Source organism: Massilia sp. TSP1-1-2, assembly GCF_049896185.1.
Taxonomy (GTDB): Bacteria; Pseudomonadota; Gammaproteobacteria; order Burkholderiales; family Burkholderiaceae_D; genus Telluria_A.
In genome coordinates this window covers 12,627-28,606 of record NZ_JAFCTU010000050.1, presented here as the reverse complement: position 1 = coordinate 28,606, position 15,980 = coordinate 12,627, and the positions used below count along the sequence as shown (strand labels likewise).

20 protein-coding genes are annotated in these 15,980 nt (G+C 61.8%); 10 read left to right on the top strand and 10 right to left on the bottom strand.

Features of this window, described 5'->3' with window-relative positions; translation table 11 throughout:
* Positions 1-359: 359 nt before the first annotated feature.
* Together ACP7BV_RS25445 and ACP7BV_RS25440 are read right to left on the bottom strand one after the other, a co-directional pair.
* Complete coding sequence (locus tag ACP7BV_RS25445) at positions 360-512, bottom strand: DUF3309 family protein (protein WP_426107682.1); 153 nt, start codon at positions 510-512, stop codon at positions 360-362.
* A 91-nt stretch (positions 513-603) separates the two neighbouring features.
* Positions 604-1,083, bottom strand: coding sequence for a glycine zipper 2TM domain-containing protein (locus ACP7BV_RS25440; RefSeq protein WP_426107681.1), 480 nt, complete (start codon positions 1,081-1,083; stop codon positions 604-606).
* 217 nt (positions 1,084-1,300) lie between these two features.
* Here ACP7BV_RS25440 and ACP7BV_RS25435 point away from each other — a divergent pair, with 217 nt between their 5' ends.
* The 3 genes from ACP7BV_RS25435 to ACP7BV_RS25425 all read left to right on the top strand — a co-directional run bounded on the left by ACP7BV_RS25435 (position 1,301) and on the right by ACP7BV_RS25425 (position 3,548).
* Positions 1,301-1,849 (top strand): hypothetical protein, encoded by a 549-nt coding sequence (locus tag ACP7BV_RS25435; RefSeq protein WP_426107680.1) that lies wholly within the window; start codon positions 1,301-1,303, stop codon positions 1,847-1,849.
* Positions 1,850-1,897: 48 nt separating this feature from the next.
* Entirely contained in the window at positions 1,898-2,209 is a 312-nt protein-coding gene (locus ACP7BV_RS25430) for a BON domain-containing protein (protein WP_426107679.1), read from the top strand.
* Between the two features lie 88 nt (positions 2,210-2,297).
* Complete coding sequence (locus tag ACP7BV_RS25425; RefSeq protein ID WP_426107678.1) at positions 2,298-3,548, top strand: AI-2E family transporter; 1,251 nt, start codon at positions 2,298-2,300, stop codon at positions 3,546-3,548.
* Positions 3,549-3,837: 289 nt separating this feature from the next.
* Here the strand turns inward: ACP7BV_RS25425 and ACP7BV_RS25420 are convergent, their stop codons facing one another.
* The 3 genes from ACP7BV_RS25420 to ACP7BV_RS25410 form a co-directional block, all read right to left on the bottom strand.
* Positions 3,838-4,752, bottom strand: coding sequence for a YihY/virulence factor BrkB family protein (locus tag ACP7BV_RS25420; RefSeq protein WP_426107684.1), 915 nt, complete (start codon positions 4,750-4,752; stop codon positions 3,838-3,840).
* 62 nt (positions 4,753-4,814) lie between these two features.
* Positions 4,815-5,852 carry an OmpA family protein gene (locus ACP7BV_RS25415; protein WP_426107677.1) on the bottom strand — a complete coding sequence of 346 codons (1,038 nt, stop codon included), beginning with the start codon at positions 5,850-5,852 and terminating at the stop codon, positions 4,815-4,817.
* 188 nt (positions 5,853-6,040) lie between these two features.
* The gene (locus ACP7BV_RS25410) at positions 6,041-6,322 is read right to left on the bottom strand and encodes a collagen-like protein (protein WP_426107676.1); all 282 of its coding nucleotides are present in this window, start codon (positions 6,320-6,322) and stop codon (positions 6,041-6,043) included.
* A gap of 328 nt (positions 6,323-6,650) precedes the next feature.
* Between ACP7BV_RS25410 and ACP7BV_RS25405 the strand changes: the two genes are divergently transcribed.
* From ACP7BV_RS25405 to ACP7BV_RS25380, 6 genes are all read left to right on the top strand, one after another.
* Positions 6,651-7,265 (top strand): winged helix-turn-helix domain-containing protein, encoded by a 615-nt coding sequence (locus tag ACP7BV_RS25405; RefSeq protein WP_426107675.1) that lies wholly within the window; start codon positions 6,651-6,653, stop codon positions 7,263-7,265.
* Between the two features lie 286 nt (positions 7,266-7,551).
* Positions 7,552-8,304 carry a glutathione peroxidase gene (locus tag ACP7BV_RS25400; RefSeq protein ID WP_426107674.1) on the top strand — a complete coding sequence of 251 codons (753 nt, stop codon included), beginning with the start codon at positions 7,552-7,554 and terminating at the stop codon, positions 8,302-8,304.
* 17 nt (positions 8,305-8,321) lie between these two features.
* Entirely contained in the window at positions 8,322-9,335 is a 1,014-nt protein-coding gene (locus tag ACP7BV_RS25395) for an LLM class flavin-dependent oxidoreductase (protein ID WP_426107673.1), read from the top strand.
* Entirely contained in the window at positions 9,335-10,198 is an 864-nt protein-coding gene (locus ACP7BV_RS25390) for a zinc-dependent peptidase (RefSeq protein WP_426107672.1), read from the top strand. Before ACP7BV_RS25395 ends, ACP7BV_RS25390 begins: the two co-directional genes overlap by 1 nt.
* Positions 10,199-10,284: 86 nt before the next feature.
* On the top strand, positions 10,285-10,845 hold the full coding sequence (locus ACP7BV_RS25385; protein ID WP_426107671.1) for a hypothetical protein: 561 nt from the start codon (positions 10,285-10,287) through the stop codon (positions 10,843-10,845).
* Between the two features lie 142 nt (positions 10,846-10,987).
* Complete coding sequence (locus tag ACP7BV_RS25380; protein WP_426107670.1) at positions 10,988-11,347, top strand: hypothetical protein; 360 nt, start codon at positions 10,988-10,990, stop codon at positions 11,345-11,347.
* 79 nt (positions 11,348-11,426) lie between these two features.
* Here ACP7BV_RS25380 and ACP7BV_RS25375 read toward each other — a convergent pair whose 3' ends face one another.
* Complete coding sequence (locus tag ACP7BV_RS25375) at positions 11,427-12,284, bottom strand: universal stress protein (RefSeq protein ID WP_426107669.1); 858 nt, start codon at positions 12,282-12,284, stop codon at positions 11,427-11,429.
* 133 nt (positions 12,285-12,417) lie between these two features.
* Between ACP7BV_RS25375 and phbB the strand changes: the two genes are divergently transcribed.
* Complete coding sequence (gene phbB / locus ACP7BV_RS25370; RefSeq protein WP_426107668.1) at positions 12,418-13,164, top strand: acetoacetyl-CoA reductase; 747 nt, start codon at positions 12,418-12,420, stop codon at positions 13,162-13,164.
* Between the two features lie 115 nt (positions 13,165-13,279).
* Here the strand turns inward: phbB and ACP7BV_RS25365 are convergent, their stop codons facing one another.
* The 4 genes from ACP7BV_RS25365 to hyi form a co-directional block, all read right to left on the bottom strand.
* Positions 13,280-13,642, bottom strand: coding sequence for a TraR/DksA family transcriptional regulator (locus tag ACP7BV_RS25365; protein ID WP_426107667.1), 363 nt, complete (start codon positions 13,640-13,642; stop codon positions 13,280-13,282).
* Positions 13,643-13,765: 123 nt separating this feature from the next.
* On the bottom strand, positions 13,766-14,227 hold the full coding sequence (locus ACP7BV_RS25360; protein ID WP_426107666.1) for a hypothetical protein: 462 nt from the start codon (positions 14,225-14,227) through the stop codon (positions 13,766-13,768).
* A gap of 19 nt (positions 14,228-14,246) precedes the next feature.
* Entirely contained in the window at positions 14,247-15,104 is an 858-nt protein-coding gene (locus tag ACP7BV_RS25355) for a hypothetical protein (protein WP_426107665.1), read from the bottom strand.
* Between the two features lie 82 nt (positions 15,105-15,186).
* The gene (hyi, locus tag ACP7BV_RS25350) at positions 15,187-15,975 is read right to left on the bottom strand and encodes a hydroxypyruvate isomerase (RefSeq protein ID WP_426107664.1); all 789 of its coding nucleotides are present in this window, start codon (positions 15,973-15,975) and stop codon (positions 15,187-15,189) included.
* Between the last annotated feature and the right edge of the window lie 5 nt (positions 15,976-15,980).

Sequence of the window (15,980 nt, the reverse complement as noted above, 5' to 3'; positions counted from 1 at the left end):
ATGATTTCCCCTCCATATGACAAGGATACATGCATATATATAATAAGTCTTATTATTTATGACGCACTACACTAGGTAGCGCGTGCCTGCTTGACGCAAGCGGGCCGCTGCGCTGCGCTTTCCGCCTTGCACATGCCCAGGTTTTCTTGCAGTCCCGCTGTAATATCCTTGCGGATCGCGCGCAGGCGCACTGCGCTGCTCGTGTCGTCCCGCTGCCAGCGCGCCGCAGGCAAGCACGGTGCACTGTACAAACGGTGTGTTACGCATGGAGTTCCTTGATCTGAATAGCAGAAATGCGTGGATAACAGAAGTGCGGGCCAAAAAAAACCGGCGCACGGGGCGCCGGTTTGCATTGCCGATTAAAGTCGCCCAGTAATTAGCATCACGATCAGTACGATGACCAGGAGGCCAACGATACCTGAAGGACCATAGCCCCAGCTTTTGCTGTGGCCCCACGAAGGGAGGACGCCGACGAGGGCAAGAATAAGAATAACGAGCAGAATGGTACCCATGGCGGGCTCCTTTAAAGTATTACAGGTGGGGGAAACAGCTTGTTTTAATGTTTAATTAGTGATGCGTGGGCTCATGCCGTTGCACCGCCGCTTAGTAGCGGTAGGCGCGACCGTCGACCACGCGCACGCGGTTGCCCACGCGCAGGTCGTAGACGCTGTCCTGCATTAAGGTGCGATAATCACCATTGTCGAGGCGTACCCCGATCTGGTACATTTCGCGTCCATTGGCGCGGTTGCCGGCTTCCACGCTGTTGCCAATGGCAGCACCGCCTACGGCACCGGCAACCGTGGCCGCGGCCCGGCCGGAACCGCTGCCGACCTGGTTGCCGACCACGGCACCGATCAGGCCGCCCACGACGGCGCCACTACCGTTGGTCTGGCCCTGGCCGCGCGTGACCTGAATCGAATCGATGGTGCCGTAGCCGGCCGAGCTCGACGCTGAATTGTTGTAGGCGCCGTTGTTGTAGTTGCCGTTATTGTTGTTGTAGGGATCGCTGGAGGTAGTGCCGCAACCGCTCAGCAAGGCAGTCGTAGCCAAGGCGATTGCTGCAATGGTGTGAGTTGATTTCATGTTGTTCTCCTGACAAAGTGTAGAGTCAGGATAGTCACCAACACTATCGGGGTCTGTGCGGTGCCGCACCATGCCGGTGGCGCTTGAAATGTGGCTAATGCGCAACTGCCAGGGAAACGCGCATTGTGTTCGGCAGCGTACAGAAGAGCATGGGCAACTCACGTAAAACATCGGTAATATGGTCGTGAACGAAGCAGTGCAACCGGAGAAAAAGAATATGAAACTGATCCTTATCAGCACCCTGATCGGCATCGCCGTCCTGGGCAGCGGCGCCGCCGTTGCCGGCCCGTCGCCGGAAGCCAAGGCCGCTTATACGCAAGCGAAAGACCGGGCCGAAGCGGACTACAAGGCGGCCAAGGCGCGCTGCGATATCGTGACCGGCAACCCCAAGGATGTCTGCATCGCGGAGGCCAAGGCGGCCCGCGTCAAGACCGAGCAAGAGGCGAGCGCGCTGTACAAGAACACCCTCAAAGCGTTCACCCAGTCGCGCCTGAAAATTGCATCGGCCAATTACGACCTGGACAAGGTCAAGTGCAATGCGCTGACCGGCAACGACAAGGATGTCTGCGTGTCGCAGGCCAAGGCGGCGCGGGTTGCCGCCGAGTCCGACGCCAAGGCCGACAAGAAAGCCATTGAAGCGCGCACCGATGCGCGCGACGACAAGCGTGATGCCGAGTACAAGGTCGCCATGCAGAAATGCGATGCCTTTGCCGGCGCCGCCAAGGATAGCTGCGTGACGGCCGCCAAAGGGCATTACGGAAAATAATCCAGGCCGCTGAAGCGGTCGGCAACATCAACCACCAAGGAGTCCACCATGAAAATCGCACAACGCCTCGCCACCATGCTGTTTGCCGCCTCGCTGCTCGCCGTGACCGGCTGCGCCTCGACCAGCAAGAGCGAAGGCACCGGGCAGTACATCGACGACACCGTGATCACGGCCAAAGTAAAAGCGTCAATCTTCAATGAACCGACCATCAAGGCGTCCGAAATCAACGTCGAAACCTACAAGGGCGACGTCCAGCTCTCCGGCTTTGTGGCCGACCCGGGCGACGCGGCCAAGGCAGTGGAAATCGCGCGCGGCGTCAAGGGTGTAACATCAGTCAAGAACGACGTTCGCGTCAAGTAATCCATAGCGGTCGCGACCGACGTTGGCCGGCCTGTGTGGCCGGCTTTTTTGCATCGCCCGATGCGCCTCTACCGTACTAAAAAAGACCATGCAGCTAGCCGACACTTCCCAGTCCACTTCCGCCGCAGCGCCGACCGTTGCCGACGGTGGCGCCACCCCCGCGCCCGTGCCGGCGGCCAAGACCTCGACATCGGTCGACGATATTGTCGGTTCGGATGGCAGCACCACGCTGCGCTTTCCCATCCATGTGAATGCGCGCGGCTTGGCGCTGGGCATAATCGCCACGATCGCCTTCGTTTATGCACTGCAGTGGTCGCAAGACTTCCTGGTGCCGTTGATGCTGGGTATTTTTATTGCCTACACGCTCAACCCGGTTGTCATGTGGCTGGAACGCTGCAAGATCCCGCGCGCGGTCGGCGCCACGCTCGTCACTGTCGCCATGCTGGCGCTGTTGGCCGTTACGCTCAACCGCGTGCAGGGCGAGTTTTTCAATATTATCGACGACTTGCCGCGCATTACGCAAAAGGTCACCAAGGTGCTGCGCGATACCAATGACGGCACCCCGGGCACGATCACGCAGATTCAGGCCGCTGCCAATCAGATCGAGCAAGCGACTGCCAATCCGAGCGTCGAAGATAGAAAGACCGCGCCGAAAAAAATGGTTATGGCTGGCGCGGCCGCCGGTGGCAGCTTCAAAGTCATGGACTGGGTACTGGCCGGTTCGAAGAGCTTGATCGGGTTTATCGCGCAAGCGACGATGGTGGTGTTCCTGGTGTTCTTTTTGCTGCTTGCGGGCGACACCTTCAAGCGCAAGCTCGTCAAGCTGACCGGGCCCTCATTGAGCCGCAAGAAAGTGACGGTGCACATCCTGGACGACATCAACAGTTCGATCCAGAATTACATGTTCATGCTGCTGGTCACCAATACCTTGCTGGCGCTGATGATGTGGGGTGCGTTGACCGCGATTGGCCTGCAAAATGCCGGCGCCTGGGCCATCGTGGCCGGGCTGTTGCACATTATGCCGTATTTCGGGCCCTTGCTGATCACCGCGGCGACCGGCCTGGCGGCGTTCATGCAGTTCGACACGATCGGCAAGGTCTTGCTGGTCACCGGTTCGTCACTCGCCATCGCTACGCTGGTTGGCACGGTGATTGCCACCTGGATGACGGGGCGCATCGCCAAGATGAATCCTGCGGCCGTGTTCGTCAGCTTGCTGTTTTGGGGCTGGCTGTGGGGCATGTGGGGCTTGTTGCTGGGCGTGCCGATCGTGGTGATGATCAAGGTCGTTGCCGAGCGCGTCGAAGGGATGGAAGTGCTGGCGGAGTTGCTTGGCGAGTAAGTCGCGATGACCGGTATGGGGCTGGAGATCGGGTGGCTGATGAATGAACTGCACGTGGCTCGCGAACGCGGCGGGCCATGGAACGGTTGCTCAGTTAAGCAGGTCTTTGGGTCGCCGCGAGAACGATGTAGGGGCGGCGCGGGGTCGGCACGCTGGCACCACCACATTCTCGCCAACGCGGCGGTGCGACGACGCGGGGACCCATAGAACGGTTGAGATGAGCAACTGTTCCTTGGGTCGCGAGTCGTCGCACCGCCGCGTTTACGAGAACGATGTGGAGGGGGCAGGCCTACCGGATGTTGGACACTTTCGCCACGCCGGTCACTTCATCCGGCTTGTCGCGCAAGCTTCCCAGCTGCAGCGCATATTGCCGCGCGAACTCGGCACCGAGGAAAAAGATTTGCGCCGAGTAGTAGACCCAGAGTAGCAAAGCGATCATCGAGCCGGCCGCGCCAAAGCTGCTTGCCACGCCACTGTTGCCGATATACAGGCCGATCAAGAATTTTCCAAATGTAAACAGGGCCGCAGTCCCCACCGCCCCGATGACGACGTCGCGCCATGACAGTTTGATGCGCGGCAGCAGCTTGTAAATCACGCCGAACAGGACGGCAATGACGAGAAAGCTGATCACCCACGACAGCCACTTGAGCAGCACGGTCGCATCCTTCCACAAGCCGCCCACGTAATCCTCGGCCACCGTCAGGCCCGCGCTGACCACCAGCGACACCATCAGCAGGAAAGCGAGCACCAGGATCAGTCCGAACGAGAGCAGGCGAGTGCGCAAAATAACCCACCAGGTCTTGTCCTTGGTAGGCGGCACTTGCCAGATTTCATCGAGACTATCCTTGAGTTCGGCAAAGACGGTGGTGGCGCCCACCAGCAGCAAGACGGTGGCGATGATGGTCGCCAGCACGCCGCTTTCCTTGTCGCGCGCGCCGGCCAGCACCAGCTGGATAGCTTCGGCGCCTTGCGGCCCCATCAAGCCGCGCAATTCCGACAGCAACTGTCCCTGCGCCGCCGCCGCGCCCCAGAAAAACCCGGCCACGGCAATGACCAGCACCAGAATGGGGGCGATGGAAAAGGCCGTGTAAAAGGCCAGCGCGGCGCCCTTGCTCGATGCGCGGTGGGCGAACCATTGATCGAGCGCGCAGCGACAGACCTGGGCCAACTGCTTGGAAAACGGGAGCCATTCCTTTACAACCATCATCGGTGTTCTCCTGGATTACGAAAAAATCACAAAACCGTGTCGCCGGTTGCGGCCGGGCCTTATTGCACGCGACGCTCAATGGTAATCCGCTCGACTTCCACGCGTCGGTTCGGTTCCAAACATTTAATCAACTCTGCCCGGTTCTTGTTGGTGCATTCGAGCACCGGATTGGCCTCGCCCTTGCCGTAAGCTTTCAGGCGCTCGCCACCGATGCCCCTGCCGACCAGGTAGTCGCGCACCGCGTTGGCGCGCCGCTGCGACAGCTTCTGGTTGTATTGGGGGGAACCGAGCCGGTCCGCGTAGCCGGTGACATCGATATCGGTAATGGCCGGATCGGCGGCCAGTGCCGCGGCGATCTCGTCCAGGCGCGGTTGCGGCATGGTCAGCGTGGCGCTGTTGAAGGCGAACAATTCCGTACTCGAGAGCGTGACCTTTTCAAAACGCGCCGGCGGTGGCGGTGGCGGTGGCGGCGGAGCAAGAACGGCTGGCGGCTGCGCTGGCGGCGGTGGCGCTGGCGGTGGCTGCTCAACAGGGCTCTGGCCAGGAGGAGGATTGAGCGCGTAATTAAGGCCGACCGTGAAATATTTGTTGTTGCTCACGGTGGTGCCGAACGCGGCGTGATCGCGCAAGTGGCCGCGCACGGTGCGCAGGTCGGCCTGCAGCGAGAGGCGATCGGTCAGGCTCATCTGAAAACCAAGGCCGGCACTGGCGTAGGGCGAGGTCTTGCGCACGCTGCGCTGGGTATTGGCGACGTCGTCGCGCTGGGCGCCGAGCCCGAACAGCAGGAACGGCCGGATCCGGCTGCGCGAGATCATCAGCAGCGCGTCGGCGCCAACCAGGCTTTGGCGGTATTTGGCCGGCCCGCTCTCGGTGCGCGCATGGGTGGCGCCGAGCTGCACATCCCAGTTTTTCGAGAGCGGCTTGCCGAATTTGAGGCCGACGCCATAGTCGCGCTCGTCGAGGCCGAAGTCGTCATCGGGTTCGAACGCAATAATGCTGGGCTGGATGTACCAGGATGGATTGATTTGCTGCGCCAGGGCCGGCCCGGTGCACGTCAAGATGGCAGTTGCCATGATGATTTTTTTGGTTTTTTTCACAAAAAGCTCCCAGATGGTCGAAAGTAGGTGACATCGCAAACGCGAGGCTGCTTTGTTCGACTAGGCGCGACGGGGATGAGTTCAGCGGGAGAAGCGGTGGAAGGGGGAAAGCGGGCCGCAATGAAAAATCGCGCCGGGGCGTCCTTGGGGGGACGCCGGGGCGCGACTAGCTTGTTACCGGTGTAATCTTAGTTTGTTTTCTCTGGCACGACGATCACGGTGTCGCCGGTCTTGCCTTGCTCGCCCTTGGCACCGTTGGCGCCATTCATGCCGTTGGCACCGTCTGCGCCTGGGGCGCCAGCGGCACCTGCAGGACCTGGAACCGGCACTGCGACTGCAGGGCCTGGAACTGCAACCGGTACTTCAACGGTCGGGGTGACGACGGTTGGTGCAGGGTTGACGGTGGTTTTTTCGCAAGCGGTCAGAGCGGCTACAGCCAGCATTGCTGCCATCAAGGTTGTGATTTTCATGGTGAGTTTCCTTTTATAAAGTGTCGCGTGCCGGGGGCAGGCAGACTAAACATCAATTTAGTTCGATGCACACGCACAATCGCGCGAACGACACCAGCATAAACAAAGGATTTCCTTTGATCTGTACGCCAACGCACACAGTAATGCTTACAGAAAAAAGATGGCGTAAGGAACAGAAATATTCCTGAACGTTCGATGGCGCACAGAAGAGTTGATCTAGCGCAGGCAATATGTGCCTCAGATGGACGGAACCGAACTGTTGTCAGGCTGTCAAACGATACAAGCCGGGTCCGGTCCAAATGACTATCTCTCTCATGGAGTACTCAACATGCAAGCAACTACCAACCAGCGCAACGCGGCGCAAGGCGACATGACCGCAGTTCACAGTTCGGCGAATTCATCCCTGATTGAACGCGTCGCGCCGCAGCCGACCGAGCGTCCGCCAATTTCCATGGCGCCGATCGAGCGCGTGCGTTCGACGTCCGCCACCCAGCGCCGCATTGAAAACATGCAAAAGCTGATTGGCGAGCTGTCGACCCATGAAATGCTGGCCGACGAAATCGCCTGGTTCCTCAAGTTTTCGCCTTCCGGGGCCCGCAAGTATATCCGCGACCTGCGCGAAGCGGGCGTGATCGAACTGGCGCGCTATATCGAAGGCACCGCTACCTACTTGGGCAAGGCCGTCTACCAAATCTCGCCTGATCCGGAACGGGTCAAGGCATTTTTGGCTGCTATTGTTCAGCCAAAACGCGAAGGCGCGGCCCCGCGCAAGGAGCGTCCAGGCCTGCGCGAGCAAAGCATGGCAGGTACCGGCCGTCACTTCCACATCCTCGCGGACGACACCCATTACGCCATCCGCGTCAACCGCAGCCCGGTTGCGCGCGATCCGCTGGTGGCGGCATTGTTCGGGGCGGCGCCATCGGCGAGCAAGGAGCAGGCTTAAACCCCGGGCTGCAACCTGCGGCTTGATCTCTGGCTGCAACTTGTTACGGGCGCTCGCCGCGCCGGTAACGGCTTCGCTCCGACGGCTTCGTCGCGACACCTTCGCTGCGACACTCTCGCTGTGTTTTCTTTAATCTACAGGCCCGGCACCGTCCGGGCCTGTGCCGTTTACGCTACCGTGCTATCTTCATCATTCTGTGTCAACTCCTGATTGAAAAGTCATCAAACAGCCCCACTTGTCTTTAGTGGCGCGCAACAGCCAATTCCACTCACCGAAAGGAAACGCCATGCTCCCGACTCCAGAATCCCTTGAAGGCAAAGCCGTACCGAAGGTGGTATTCAAAGCCCGTCCGAATGACCAGTGGCAAGATATCAGCAGCGATGATCTCTTCAAAGGCAAGACCGTGGTCGTGTTCTCGCTGCCGGGCGCCTACACGCCGACCTGTTCCTCGACCCATTTGCCGCGCTATAACGAATTGGCGCCCGTGTTCAAGCAAAATGGCGTAGACGAGATTGTCTGTATTTCCGTCAACGATGCCTTCGTCATGAACGAGTGGAAGCTTGGCCAGGACGCCGACAACATCACCGTCATCCCCGACGGCAATGGCGACTTCAGCCAGGGCATGGGCATGCTGGTCGACAAGCGCAACATTGGTTTTGGCATGCGTTCGTGGCGTTATTCGATGCTGGTCAAGGATGGCATCATCCAAAAGGCTTTCATCGAGCCGGACAAGGAAGGCGATCCGTTCGAGGTGTCCGACGCGGAAACCATGCTTCGCCACATCAATCCGAACGCGCAGGTGCCCGAGCCGGTGGTCGTGTTCGCCAAGGCGGGCTGCCCCCATTGCGCGCGCGCCAAGGCGACCTTGACAGCCCAGGGCCTCACGTTCACCGAAATCACGCAAGACCAGAAGGTCAACTCGAGCGTGTTGCGCGCCGTGTCCGGCCAGTCGACCTGGCCGCAAGTATTCATCGGAGGCAAGCTCATTGGCAATGCCGACGCGGTGGACGCGTACTTCGCCACCGCCAAAGCCGCCTAAGCGGCAGGGGAACGCCAGTGAAACTGTCCGTACTCGACCAGTCGCCTGCCGTGAAAGGGCGCGTCCCGGCCGATGCGATCACCGAATCGCTGGCACTGGCGCGGCACTGCGAATCGCTTGGCTATGCACGCTACTGGCTTTCCGAGCATCACAACAGCAGCAGCATTGTCGGCAGCGCACCCGAAGTGTTGATGGCCGCCATTGCCGCCACCACCAGGACGATCCGGGTCGGCAGCGCTGGCGTGATGCTGCCGCATTATTCGGCCCTCAAGGTCGCTGAGCAGTTTCGCGTGCTCGAAGCCATTGCGCCGGGCCGGATCGATCTTGGCCTGGGCCGCGCACCGGGTTCGGACCGCCTGACGGCGCGCGCGCTCAATCCCCATGCCAGCCAAAGTGCTGACGATTTTCCCGAACAAATCATCGACCTGCAGCACTGGCTCGAAGGCAAGCGTTTGCCGGAGGGTCATCCGTACCGGGCCATCAGCGCCCAGCCGGCGGGGCCCACCAGCCCTGAAATGTGGATACTGGGCAGTTCGGCATATGGCGCCCAGCTCGCCGCCCACTTGGGCTTGCCGTATGCCTTCGCGTATTTTTTCAGCGATGGGCAGGGCGTTGAGCAGGCACTGGCGCTGTACCGCCAACATTACCGGCCCAGCGCGCGTTTCCCGACGCCGCAGCCCACCATTTGCGTGTGGGCGCTGGCCGCGGCAACCGAGGCCGAAGCGCAGCGCCAACTGATCACGCGCAAGCACTGGCGCGTGCGCTTCGAACAGGGTTTGCTGGGCCCGCTGGTGTCGCCCGAAGAGGCTGCCGCCTATCCGTTCTCGGAGGCTGAAGCGGCGCGCGCCGCTGCCCTGCGCAGCAATGCGCTGGTGGGCACAGGCGCGCAAGTGGCCGCGCGCATCGCCGCCTTGGCCGACCGGCTGGGGCTGGACCATATCGTAGTCAACACCTGGGCTTTCGATCCCCAGGTGCGGCAAGATTCTTACACCTTGCTGGCCCAGGCAATGCCTCTGCAACAGGAAAACTGATGGAAGTGCTGATATTGATTGGCGCTGTGGCCGCGGGCTTGGCGCTCGCCTACGGCTTGCCCGGCTGGCGCCTGAAGCGGGTGCTGGCGCGCGAAATCGCGCCCGCGTGGCAAGCCATTTTGATGCGCAATATTCCCATCTATGCGCGCATGTCCGGCGACCTGCAGCATCAGTTGCACAAGCTGGTGCAGCAATTTTTGTATCAGAAAAAGTTCGTCGGCTGCGCCGGGCTCGAGGTGAACGACGAGATGCGCCTGACCATTGCCGGCCAGGCTTGCCTGCTGCTGCTCAACCGTCCCAGCCGCGTCTATCCCGACCTGCATACCATCCTGGTCTATCCCAGCGCTTTCCTGGTGCCTCGCAACCAGGTGGACGCGGCCGGCGTGGTGACCGAGGCGCGCCAGGACTTGCTTGGCGAATCATGGGGCGATGGCCGCGTGATCCTGTCGTGGGACCACGTGCAGCGCGGCGCGGCCGACTGGAGCGACGGCCAGAACGTGGTGCTGCACGAGTTCGCGCACCAGCTCGATAGCGAGTCCGGCAGCAACAATGGCGCCCCTTACCTCGGCAGTGCCGACAATTACCGCAACTGGTCCGACGTCCTGTCGCGCGACTTTGCCAGCTTGCAGACCGACGCCATGTATCGCCAGCAAAGCGTGATGGACCACTATGGGGCGACCAGCCCGGCCGAGTTTTTCGCCGTCGCCACTGAAACTTTTTTCGAAAAGCCGTGGCAAATGTCGGAGCGCCACGCCGCGCTGTTCGCAGAATTGTTCAAGTATTACCGCGTGGACCCGCGCGCCTGGCTGCCGCAGCCGCGTCGCGAGAGCGAATCGGAGGGCGGCTTCGGGCATTGGCAATGATGCAAGGCGCATCAGTGTGCTGGCGTACGGAAGCCGCGGCCCAACAGGCGCATGCTGGCAGCTCACTTACGCAGGAGGATTTCAGCATGTCGACCATCGTTGCAGGACATTTTCAACTTCAGGACCACGTCGAGCAGGCTAGAAACGAGCTTCAGCGCGCAGGGTTCGCCGAGGATCGCATCAGCAGCTTTTACGTCAACCAGCCGGGCCAGCATGACATGACGGCCATCGGTGGCGACCGCGTTCAGTCCCCGGGCGCGGCGGAAACGCCCGAAGGCGTACTCCAGGGCGCCGCGACGGGCGGTGCGGTGGGTGCGGCCATCGGCTTGGCGACCTCGGTCGTGACGGGCCCGGCCGGACCCATCGTGGGCGGTCTGGTGGGCGCCCATGTCGGCTCCCTGTTCAGCCTGACCAAGATGAAAGAAGCGGGCGAGGGCGAACAGGGCGGCACCGGCGAAAACCGTTTCGAGCCGCGCAAGGCCGGCATGCTGGTCGCCGTGGCGCTCGAGCAGGCCGACGACGAGCAGCGCGTTCTGGAGGTCATGCGCCGCCTGGGTTCGGACCATATCGAACGCGCCAGTGGCACCATTGTAGGCGGCGACTGGACTGATTTCGATCCGCTCAGCTTGCCTGTGCTGGTGCATTAAGCCGTTCACTGCCTCCACCTCCCCAGAAAAACGCTTCCCATGGAAGCGTTTTTCGGTATTATGCTTGTAGCATAGGCGGTCGCCGCCACCAGCGGACCGCAACCGCGCATGGCAATCGAGTACCGACAGGAGGACGCGTCACATGACACAAGCCTGGGTCACCCTCACGCGTGCGGATGGGCGCGACATTGCTTCGCCGTCCGAGCAGCAGCTGGTCGCCGCATTGGCCGAACTGTACCAGCGCGTGAAGGGCGGCGCCGCGGTGGATGCCGCCAGCGCTGTCTTGCGCTTTGGATACGACGACGGCTTGATGTACGTCGCCGAAGTGAGCAGCACGGGCGAGCTGCGCTTTGAAGAATGGTCCGACAGCGATTGCGAACTGGCCTTGGCCACGCCGCGGCGCATGGTGGGCAGCGAGGCGCAGGCGCAGGAGTTGTGGTCCATGATGCGGCGTCGGCAAGTGTCCCGGATCCGCGATCTGGACTGGCAAGGCGGCAATTGATGGGCTGATGCGCCTGCCTGATGCGCCTGCCTGATGCGCCTGCCTGATGCGCCTGCTTGATCCCCCTGCTTGATCCCTATTAGTGCGCCATCAGCACCGGCAATGTCATTGCCTCCATCACCGTTTTGGTCACCCCGCCGAGGATCGATTCCCGGAAGCGCGAGTGCCCGTACGCGCCCATCACGAGCAAATCGGCGCCCGTGTCGGCAGCGAGCGAGAGCAGTCGCTCACCCACTTCGTGGCGCCGGTTCAGCCGCCGCTGGTGGTCGAGCGCGTGCACCGCCAGCGCCGCCTTGACGCCGTGGCGCGCCAGCCACGGGCGCGGATCGGCGACCAGCGCATCGGCTGCCTTGTGCTCGTCCGCAGCCACTTCAAACACGGCGATCGTGATGCTATCTGCATCCTTGCACAGCGGCAGCGCCAGCTGCAGCGCGCGCGCCGCCTCGCGCCCGCCGTCCCACGACACTAGAATGCGCCGCCCGACCGTGGCATGGTGGCCGGCGAACGGCACGATCAACACGGGCCGCCCGGAATTGGTGACCACGTGTACCGGCAAGTCCGCCAGATTCGCCTTCGCCTGCGGCTCGGCCTGCCCGAGCACGATCAAGTCGGCCGCGCGCGCCAGCAGGCTGATGCCAGCGCCTGCCTCATCGTCAATCACCCGCGCTTCATACGCGCCGTGGCGCAGGTCGGCGCATTGCGCGCTGAACGCCGCCAGCGCAGTGCGGGCCTGCTCGCGCAGGAAATCGAGATGCAAGGCCAGCGTCGGGTCGTTCTGTTCCGCCGGCATGCTGTGATACAAAAAGCGCGAGACGCCGGTCGCGGCCGCGCCGATCAGATGGCCATCGGCGCGCGCTGCAAGCTCGCTTGCCAGCCGAATCCTTTCGCCAGCGCGGGCGCCGTTGTCGACGTGAACGAGAATGGTGGGAAAAGCCATGGGGACACCTCTGAACTAAGTTGACCACCATCATGTTAAACCAGTTCTTGGCTGGCTTTGACATTGCTCAATGTTCCGTGTTGTAGGCGCCCCTAGACTTACGTCGGGACAAATACAAAAACGAGGATGTGTCATGAATGATCAGAAAGTTGCCCTGGTTACCGGCGGCATGGGGGGGCTGGGAACAGCCATTTGCCGCAGGCTGCACGACGCGGGCTTCAAGGTGGCAACCACGTATTCGCCGTCCAACCAGTCGCCCGAAGGCTGGCTCGGTGCACAGCGCGACGACGGCTACCGCTTCAAGGCGTACAAGGTGGACGTGGGCGACTACGCGGCCACCGAATGGATGATGCAAAGCTTGCTGGCCGATATGGGTCGCCTGGATGTACTGGTCAATAACGCCGGCATCACGCGCGACCGCAGCCTGTCCAAGATGGCGCTGGAGGAATGGGCAGAAGTCATGCGCACCAATCTAGACAGTGTGTTTAATGTGAGCAAGCAGGCGATCGAGCCCATGATGGCGCAAAAGTGGGGGCGCATTATTAATATTTCGTCGGTCAACGGTCAGAAGGGGGCCTTCGGGCAAGCCAATTACGCCGCCGCCAAGGCGGGCATGCATGGCTTTACCAAGGCGGTAGCGCTGGAAATGGCGCGCCATGGCATCACCGTCAACACCGTCTCGCCCGGCTATTTGCGGACCAAGATGGTGATGCAAGTGCCTGAAGAGATCATGCAGAACAAGATTTTGCCGCAGATCCCGATGGGGCGGCTGGGCGAGCCGGCCGAAGTGGCGGCGCTGATTGCCTATCTGGTGTCGGAGGAAGCCGCTTTTGTGACGGGGGCAAATATTGCGATCAATGGCGGGCAACACATGAGCTAAGCAATTCTAGTACTACTACTACTACGAATACCGCATTGTCCTCGCGCGTGCGCCAGGACAATGCAGGCACGGATTTCTTCGGGGCGGGAATTACCTCTACCCCTACCCGCCGGACCTAGCGCTTCTCGGCGCGCGTCTGGCACGTAATGCACAACCTGGCCTCCGGTCGCGCCTGCAAGCGCGAAAAGCCGATCGGATTGCCGCACTCTTCACATTCCCCATAATTGCCATCGTTGAACTTGGCCAGCGCGTGCTTGATCATGTGCAGTTGCGATGCATTGTGCCCGGCCGCTTCCAGCGCCAGGTCGTTGAGCAGGCGCACGGTTGCCTTGTCGGCGGGCGAGGTTTCGATTTCTTCCACCGCCCGGTCGCGTCCGCCCGCTGTTGCCCGCAGGCCTGGCGGGCCGGCCAGTGCGGCGCGGCGCCGCTCCAACAGGTCGCTGAGCAGCGTAAGTTGCGCCGCATCGAGTGCGTTCATTCCTTGCTCCGTGGATTGTTATACGGGAAACGCCGGCGTGTGCTGGCTGATGCCAGTGTAGCGCGTTCCGCGGCAGTGACAGGGGCGCACGCACGCGTTGGCGTGCATGCTTGTTGACCTGCTTCAGACGGCCTTGTGTGGCGTGCTCGCGGCAACCCGCTTGACCTGCTTGCTCACGCGCTCGATGGCTGCCACGATCGGCGCCGGCTGGCCCGTCGCGGCCGCGCCGGCGAGCACCAGCAAGCCACCAATGAGGCCGGTAATGTCGGCGATCCTGGAAATCTTGCGGATCTTTTCAGCCGCGTCTGCCGTCAGTTGGTTGATCTTTTGCTGCGACTGGCCGAGCGACTGCACCACGTAGGTGGCAGCGTCAGCGTACAAGCCGTCGGCGCGCTGGCGCAAGACGACCTCGTCTTCCAGCAAGCCGCGCGCGATGGCCTGTTCGGCCTCGGTAAACGGCGCGCCCTTGTGGCCGTTAATGTCTTTCATCACACGCACGTGGATGTCGTCGGCGATCGCCGAGAGCTGGTCGGCCAGCGCCTCGATTTGCGCAACCGTGCTCAAGCCGTTCGGTTCGTTTGCCATGGCGCTCTCTCCTTAGTAATTAGTTGGCGCCCAGGGCGCTGTAGATCAAGCGTAAGTCTTTGGCGTAGTCGCCCAGTATGTGGCGCGCCTCGTCGCTTTTCAGGTTGTCGAGCCGCTCGCGCATTTTCTGGTGTCCCAGCGCGACCTTCGACAGACCTTGCTGGGCCAGCTCATAGCGCTTGTCGAGCGCCTTGTATTCGTGCGCCTTGTCCTGGTAATGCACTTTGGCCATGGTTACCAGCATGCGGTCTTGCGGCTTGCCGGAAAAAGGAATTTCAACATCGAACATGCCGAGCACGGTTTTCTTTTCGTTGTCATGGGTCTTGGCGTACAGCCGGGTGAGCGTCATCATGCCGTCGAGCAGGACGCGCACATGGGCGTCGCCATCGCGCACCATTGTTTCCACGCTGCGGTTCTGGTAATTGGAAGCAATCACTCGGGTAAGCAGGCGCGTGAGGCCCGTGTAGGCGATCACGTGGCGTTGCTCCAGGCCGCTGCCGGCCAGCGCCTGCAGACCCGTACCCATCTGGTCGAGCTGGGGCGTGAGGTCGTAGCGGGCGTCGCCGGCCAGCATGCTCAGCGTCTGCATGTACAGCACCATTGCCCGCTGCACGGCGAGGAAATCGTCGGCGCTGGCGCGGCGCTTGGCGTCGGTTTCCTTGGCCATGCGGTCGGCAATTGCCGACAGATAGGGCTGTTCGCGCGCATAGGTGTCGCGATAGCGTTTCGATAGTTCCGAGTAAGCGCCCAGCTTGGCGGAGGCGTCGGCGAACTCGCGCACTTCGACCAGGCTGACATTGCCGGTGGAGGCGCAACCGCCCACCAGCATGGACAAGGCGATCAGGGCGAGGGCGGCAAAGGAGCGGCAGGATTTCATGGGTCCTTTCGGGCACGCGCTCAAGTGGCGTGCAGGAAGTTCCCATTCTTGCCCTACAAAGCTGAGCGCAGTTTGCTCGAACTCAAGCCTGCAGTGCGCTTCGCCAGCCGAGCCCGGCGGCCGTTTCGCCCACGGGATGGTATTCGCAGCCGATCCAGCCCTTGTAGCCCAGTTCATCGACCAAGGCGAACAGCACGCGGAAGTCGATGACGCCGGTACCCGGTTCGTGGCGGCCCGGGACATCGGCCAGCTGCATGTGGCCAATCAGCGGCAAGTACTTGCCGATGCCGTCGGCCAGCGCGCCTTCGATGCGCTGCATGCGCTGCATGTGGTAGATGTCGTATTGCAGGAACAGATTGTCGGCCCCCGTGGCGGCGATGATGTCGGCCGCTTGCGCGCTGCTAGTGAGGAAATAGCCAGGCATGTCGTAGGTATTGATCGGCTCGATCATTAAGTCGATGCCGTGAGCGCGCAGCTGCTTTGCGGCAAAGCGCAAGTTGTCGATGTAAGCCGCTTGCGCGCGCTGCGTACTGACGCCTGCGGGCAGCAAGCCGGCCAGGCAGTGCAGCCGGGGCACGCCCAGCACGCGCGCGTAGTCGAGCGCGCGCCCTACGCTGTCCTGGAACTCGGCCACCCGGGCCGGGTCGCATGCCATGCCGCGCTCGCCGGCAGACCAGTTGCCGGCGGGCAGATTGTGCAGCACCAGTTGCAAGTTGCTGGCGGCTAAGCGTTCGGCGATCTGTTCTGCTGGCCAGTCGTACGGAAACAGGCATTCGACCGCCTCGAAACCGTGCGCGCGCGCGGCGGCGAAACGGTCGAGAAAATCGACTTCGGTAAACATCAGGCTGAGGTTGGCGGCAAAGTGGGGCATGCCGC

Bases quoted from the DNA above. Each gene is read 5' to 3' on its own strand.
- ACP7BV_RS25445 (WP_426107682.1), bottom strand. From the start codon at position 512: ATGGGTACCATTCTGCTCGTTATTCTTATTCTTGCCCTCGTCGGCGTC.
- ACP7BV_RS25440 (WP_426107681.1), bottom strand. From the start codon at position 1,083: ATGAAATCAACTCACACCATTGCAGCAATCGCCTTGGCTACGACTGCC.
- ACP7BV_RS25435 (WP_426107680.1), top strand. From the start codon at position 1,301: ATGAAACTGATCCTTATCAGCACCCTGATCGGCATCGCCGTCCTGGGC.
- ACP7BV_RS25430 (WP_426107679.1), top strand. From the start codon at position 1,898: ATGAAAATCGCACAACGCCTCGCCACCATGCTGTTTGCCGCCTCGCTG.
- ACP7BV_RS25425 (WP_426107678.1), top strand. From the start codon at position 2,298: ATGCAGCTAGCCGACACTTCCCAGTCCACTTCCGCCGCAGCGCCGACC.
- ACP7BV_RS25420 (WP_426107684.1), bottom strand. From the start codon at position 4,752: ATGGTTGTAAAGGAATGGCTCCCGTTTTCCAAGCAGTTGGCCCAGGTC.
- ACP7BV_RS25410 (WP_426107676.1), bottom strand. From the start codon at position 6,322: ATGAAAATCACAACCTTGATGGCAGCAATGCTGGCTGTAGCCGCTCTG.
- ACP7BV_RS25405 (WP_426107675.1), top strand. From the start codon at position 6,651: ATGCAAGCAACTACCAACCAGCGCAACGCGGCGCAAGGCGACATGACC.
- ACP7BV_RS25400 (WP_426107674.1), top strand. From the start codon at position 7,552: ATGCTCCCGACTCCAGAATCCCTTGAAGGCAAAGCCGTACCGAAGGTG.
- ACP7BV_RS25390 (WP_426107672.1), top strand. From the start codon at position 9,335: ATGGAAGTGCTGATATTGATTGGCGCTGTGGCCGCGGGCTTGGCGCTC.
- ACP7BV_RS25385 (WP_426107671.1), top strand. From the start codon at position 10,285: ATGTCGACCATCGTTGCAGGACATTTTCAACTTCAGGACCACGTCGAG.
- ACP7BV_RS25380 (WP_426107670.1), top strand. From the start codon at position 10,988: ATGACACAAGCCTGGGTCACCCTCACGCGTGCGGATGGGCGCGACATT.
- ACP7BV_RS25375 (WP_426107669.1), bottom strand. From the start codon at position 12,284: ATGGCTTTTCCCACCATTCTCGTTCACGTCGACAACGGCGCCCGCGCT.
- phbB (WP_426107668.1), top strand. From the start codon at position 12,418: ATGAATGATCAGAAAGTTGCCCTGGTTACCGGCGGCATGGGGGGGCTG.
- ACP7BV_RS25365 (WP_426107667.1), bottom strand. From the start codon at position 13,642: ATGAACGCACTCGATGCGGCGCAACTTACGCTGCTCAGCGACCTGTTG.
- ACP7BV_RS25360 (WP_426107666.1), bottom strand. From the start codon at position 14,227: ATGGCAAACGAACCGAACGGCTTGAGCACGGTTGCGCAAATCGAGGCG.
- ACP7BV_RS25355 (WP_426107665.1), bottom strand. From the start codon at position 15,104: ATGAAATCCTGCCGCTCCTTTGCCGCCCTCGCCCTGATCGCCTTGTCC.
- hyi (WP_426107664.1), bottom strand. From the start codon at position 15,975: ATGCCCCACTTTGCCGCCAACCTCAGCCTGATGTTTACCGAAGTCGAT.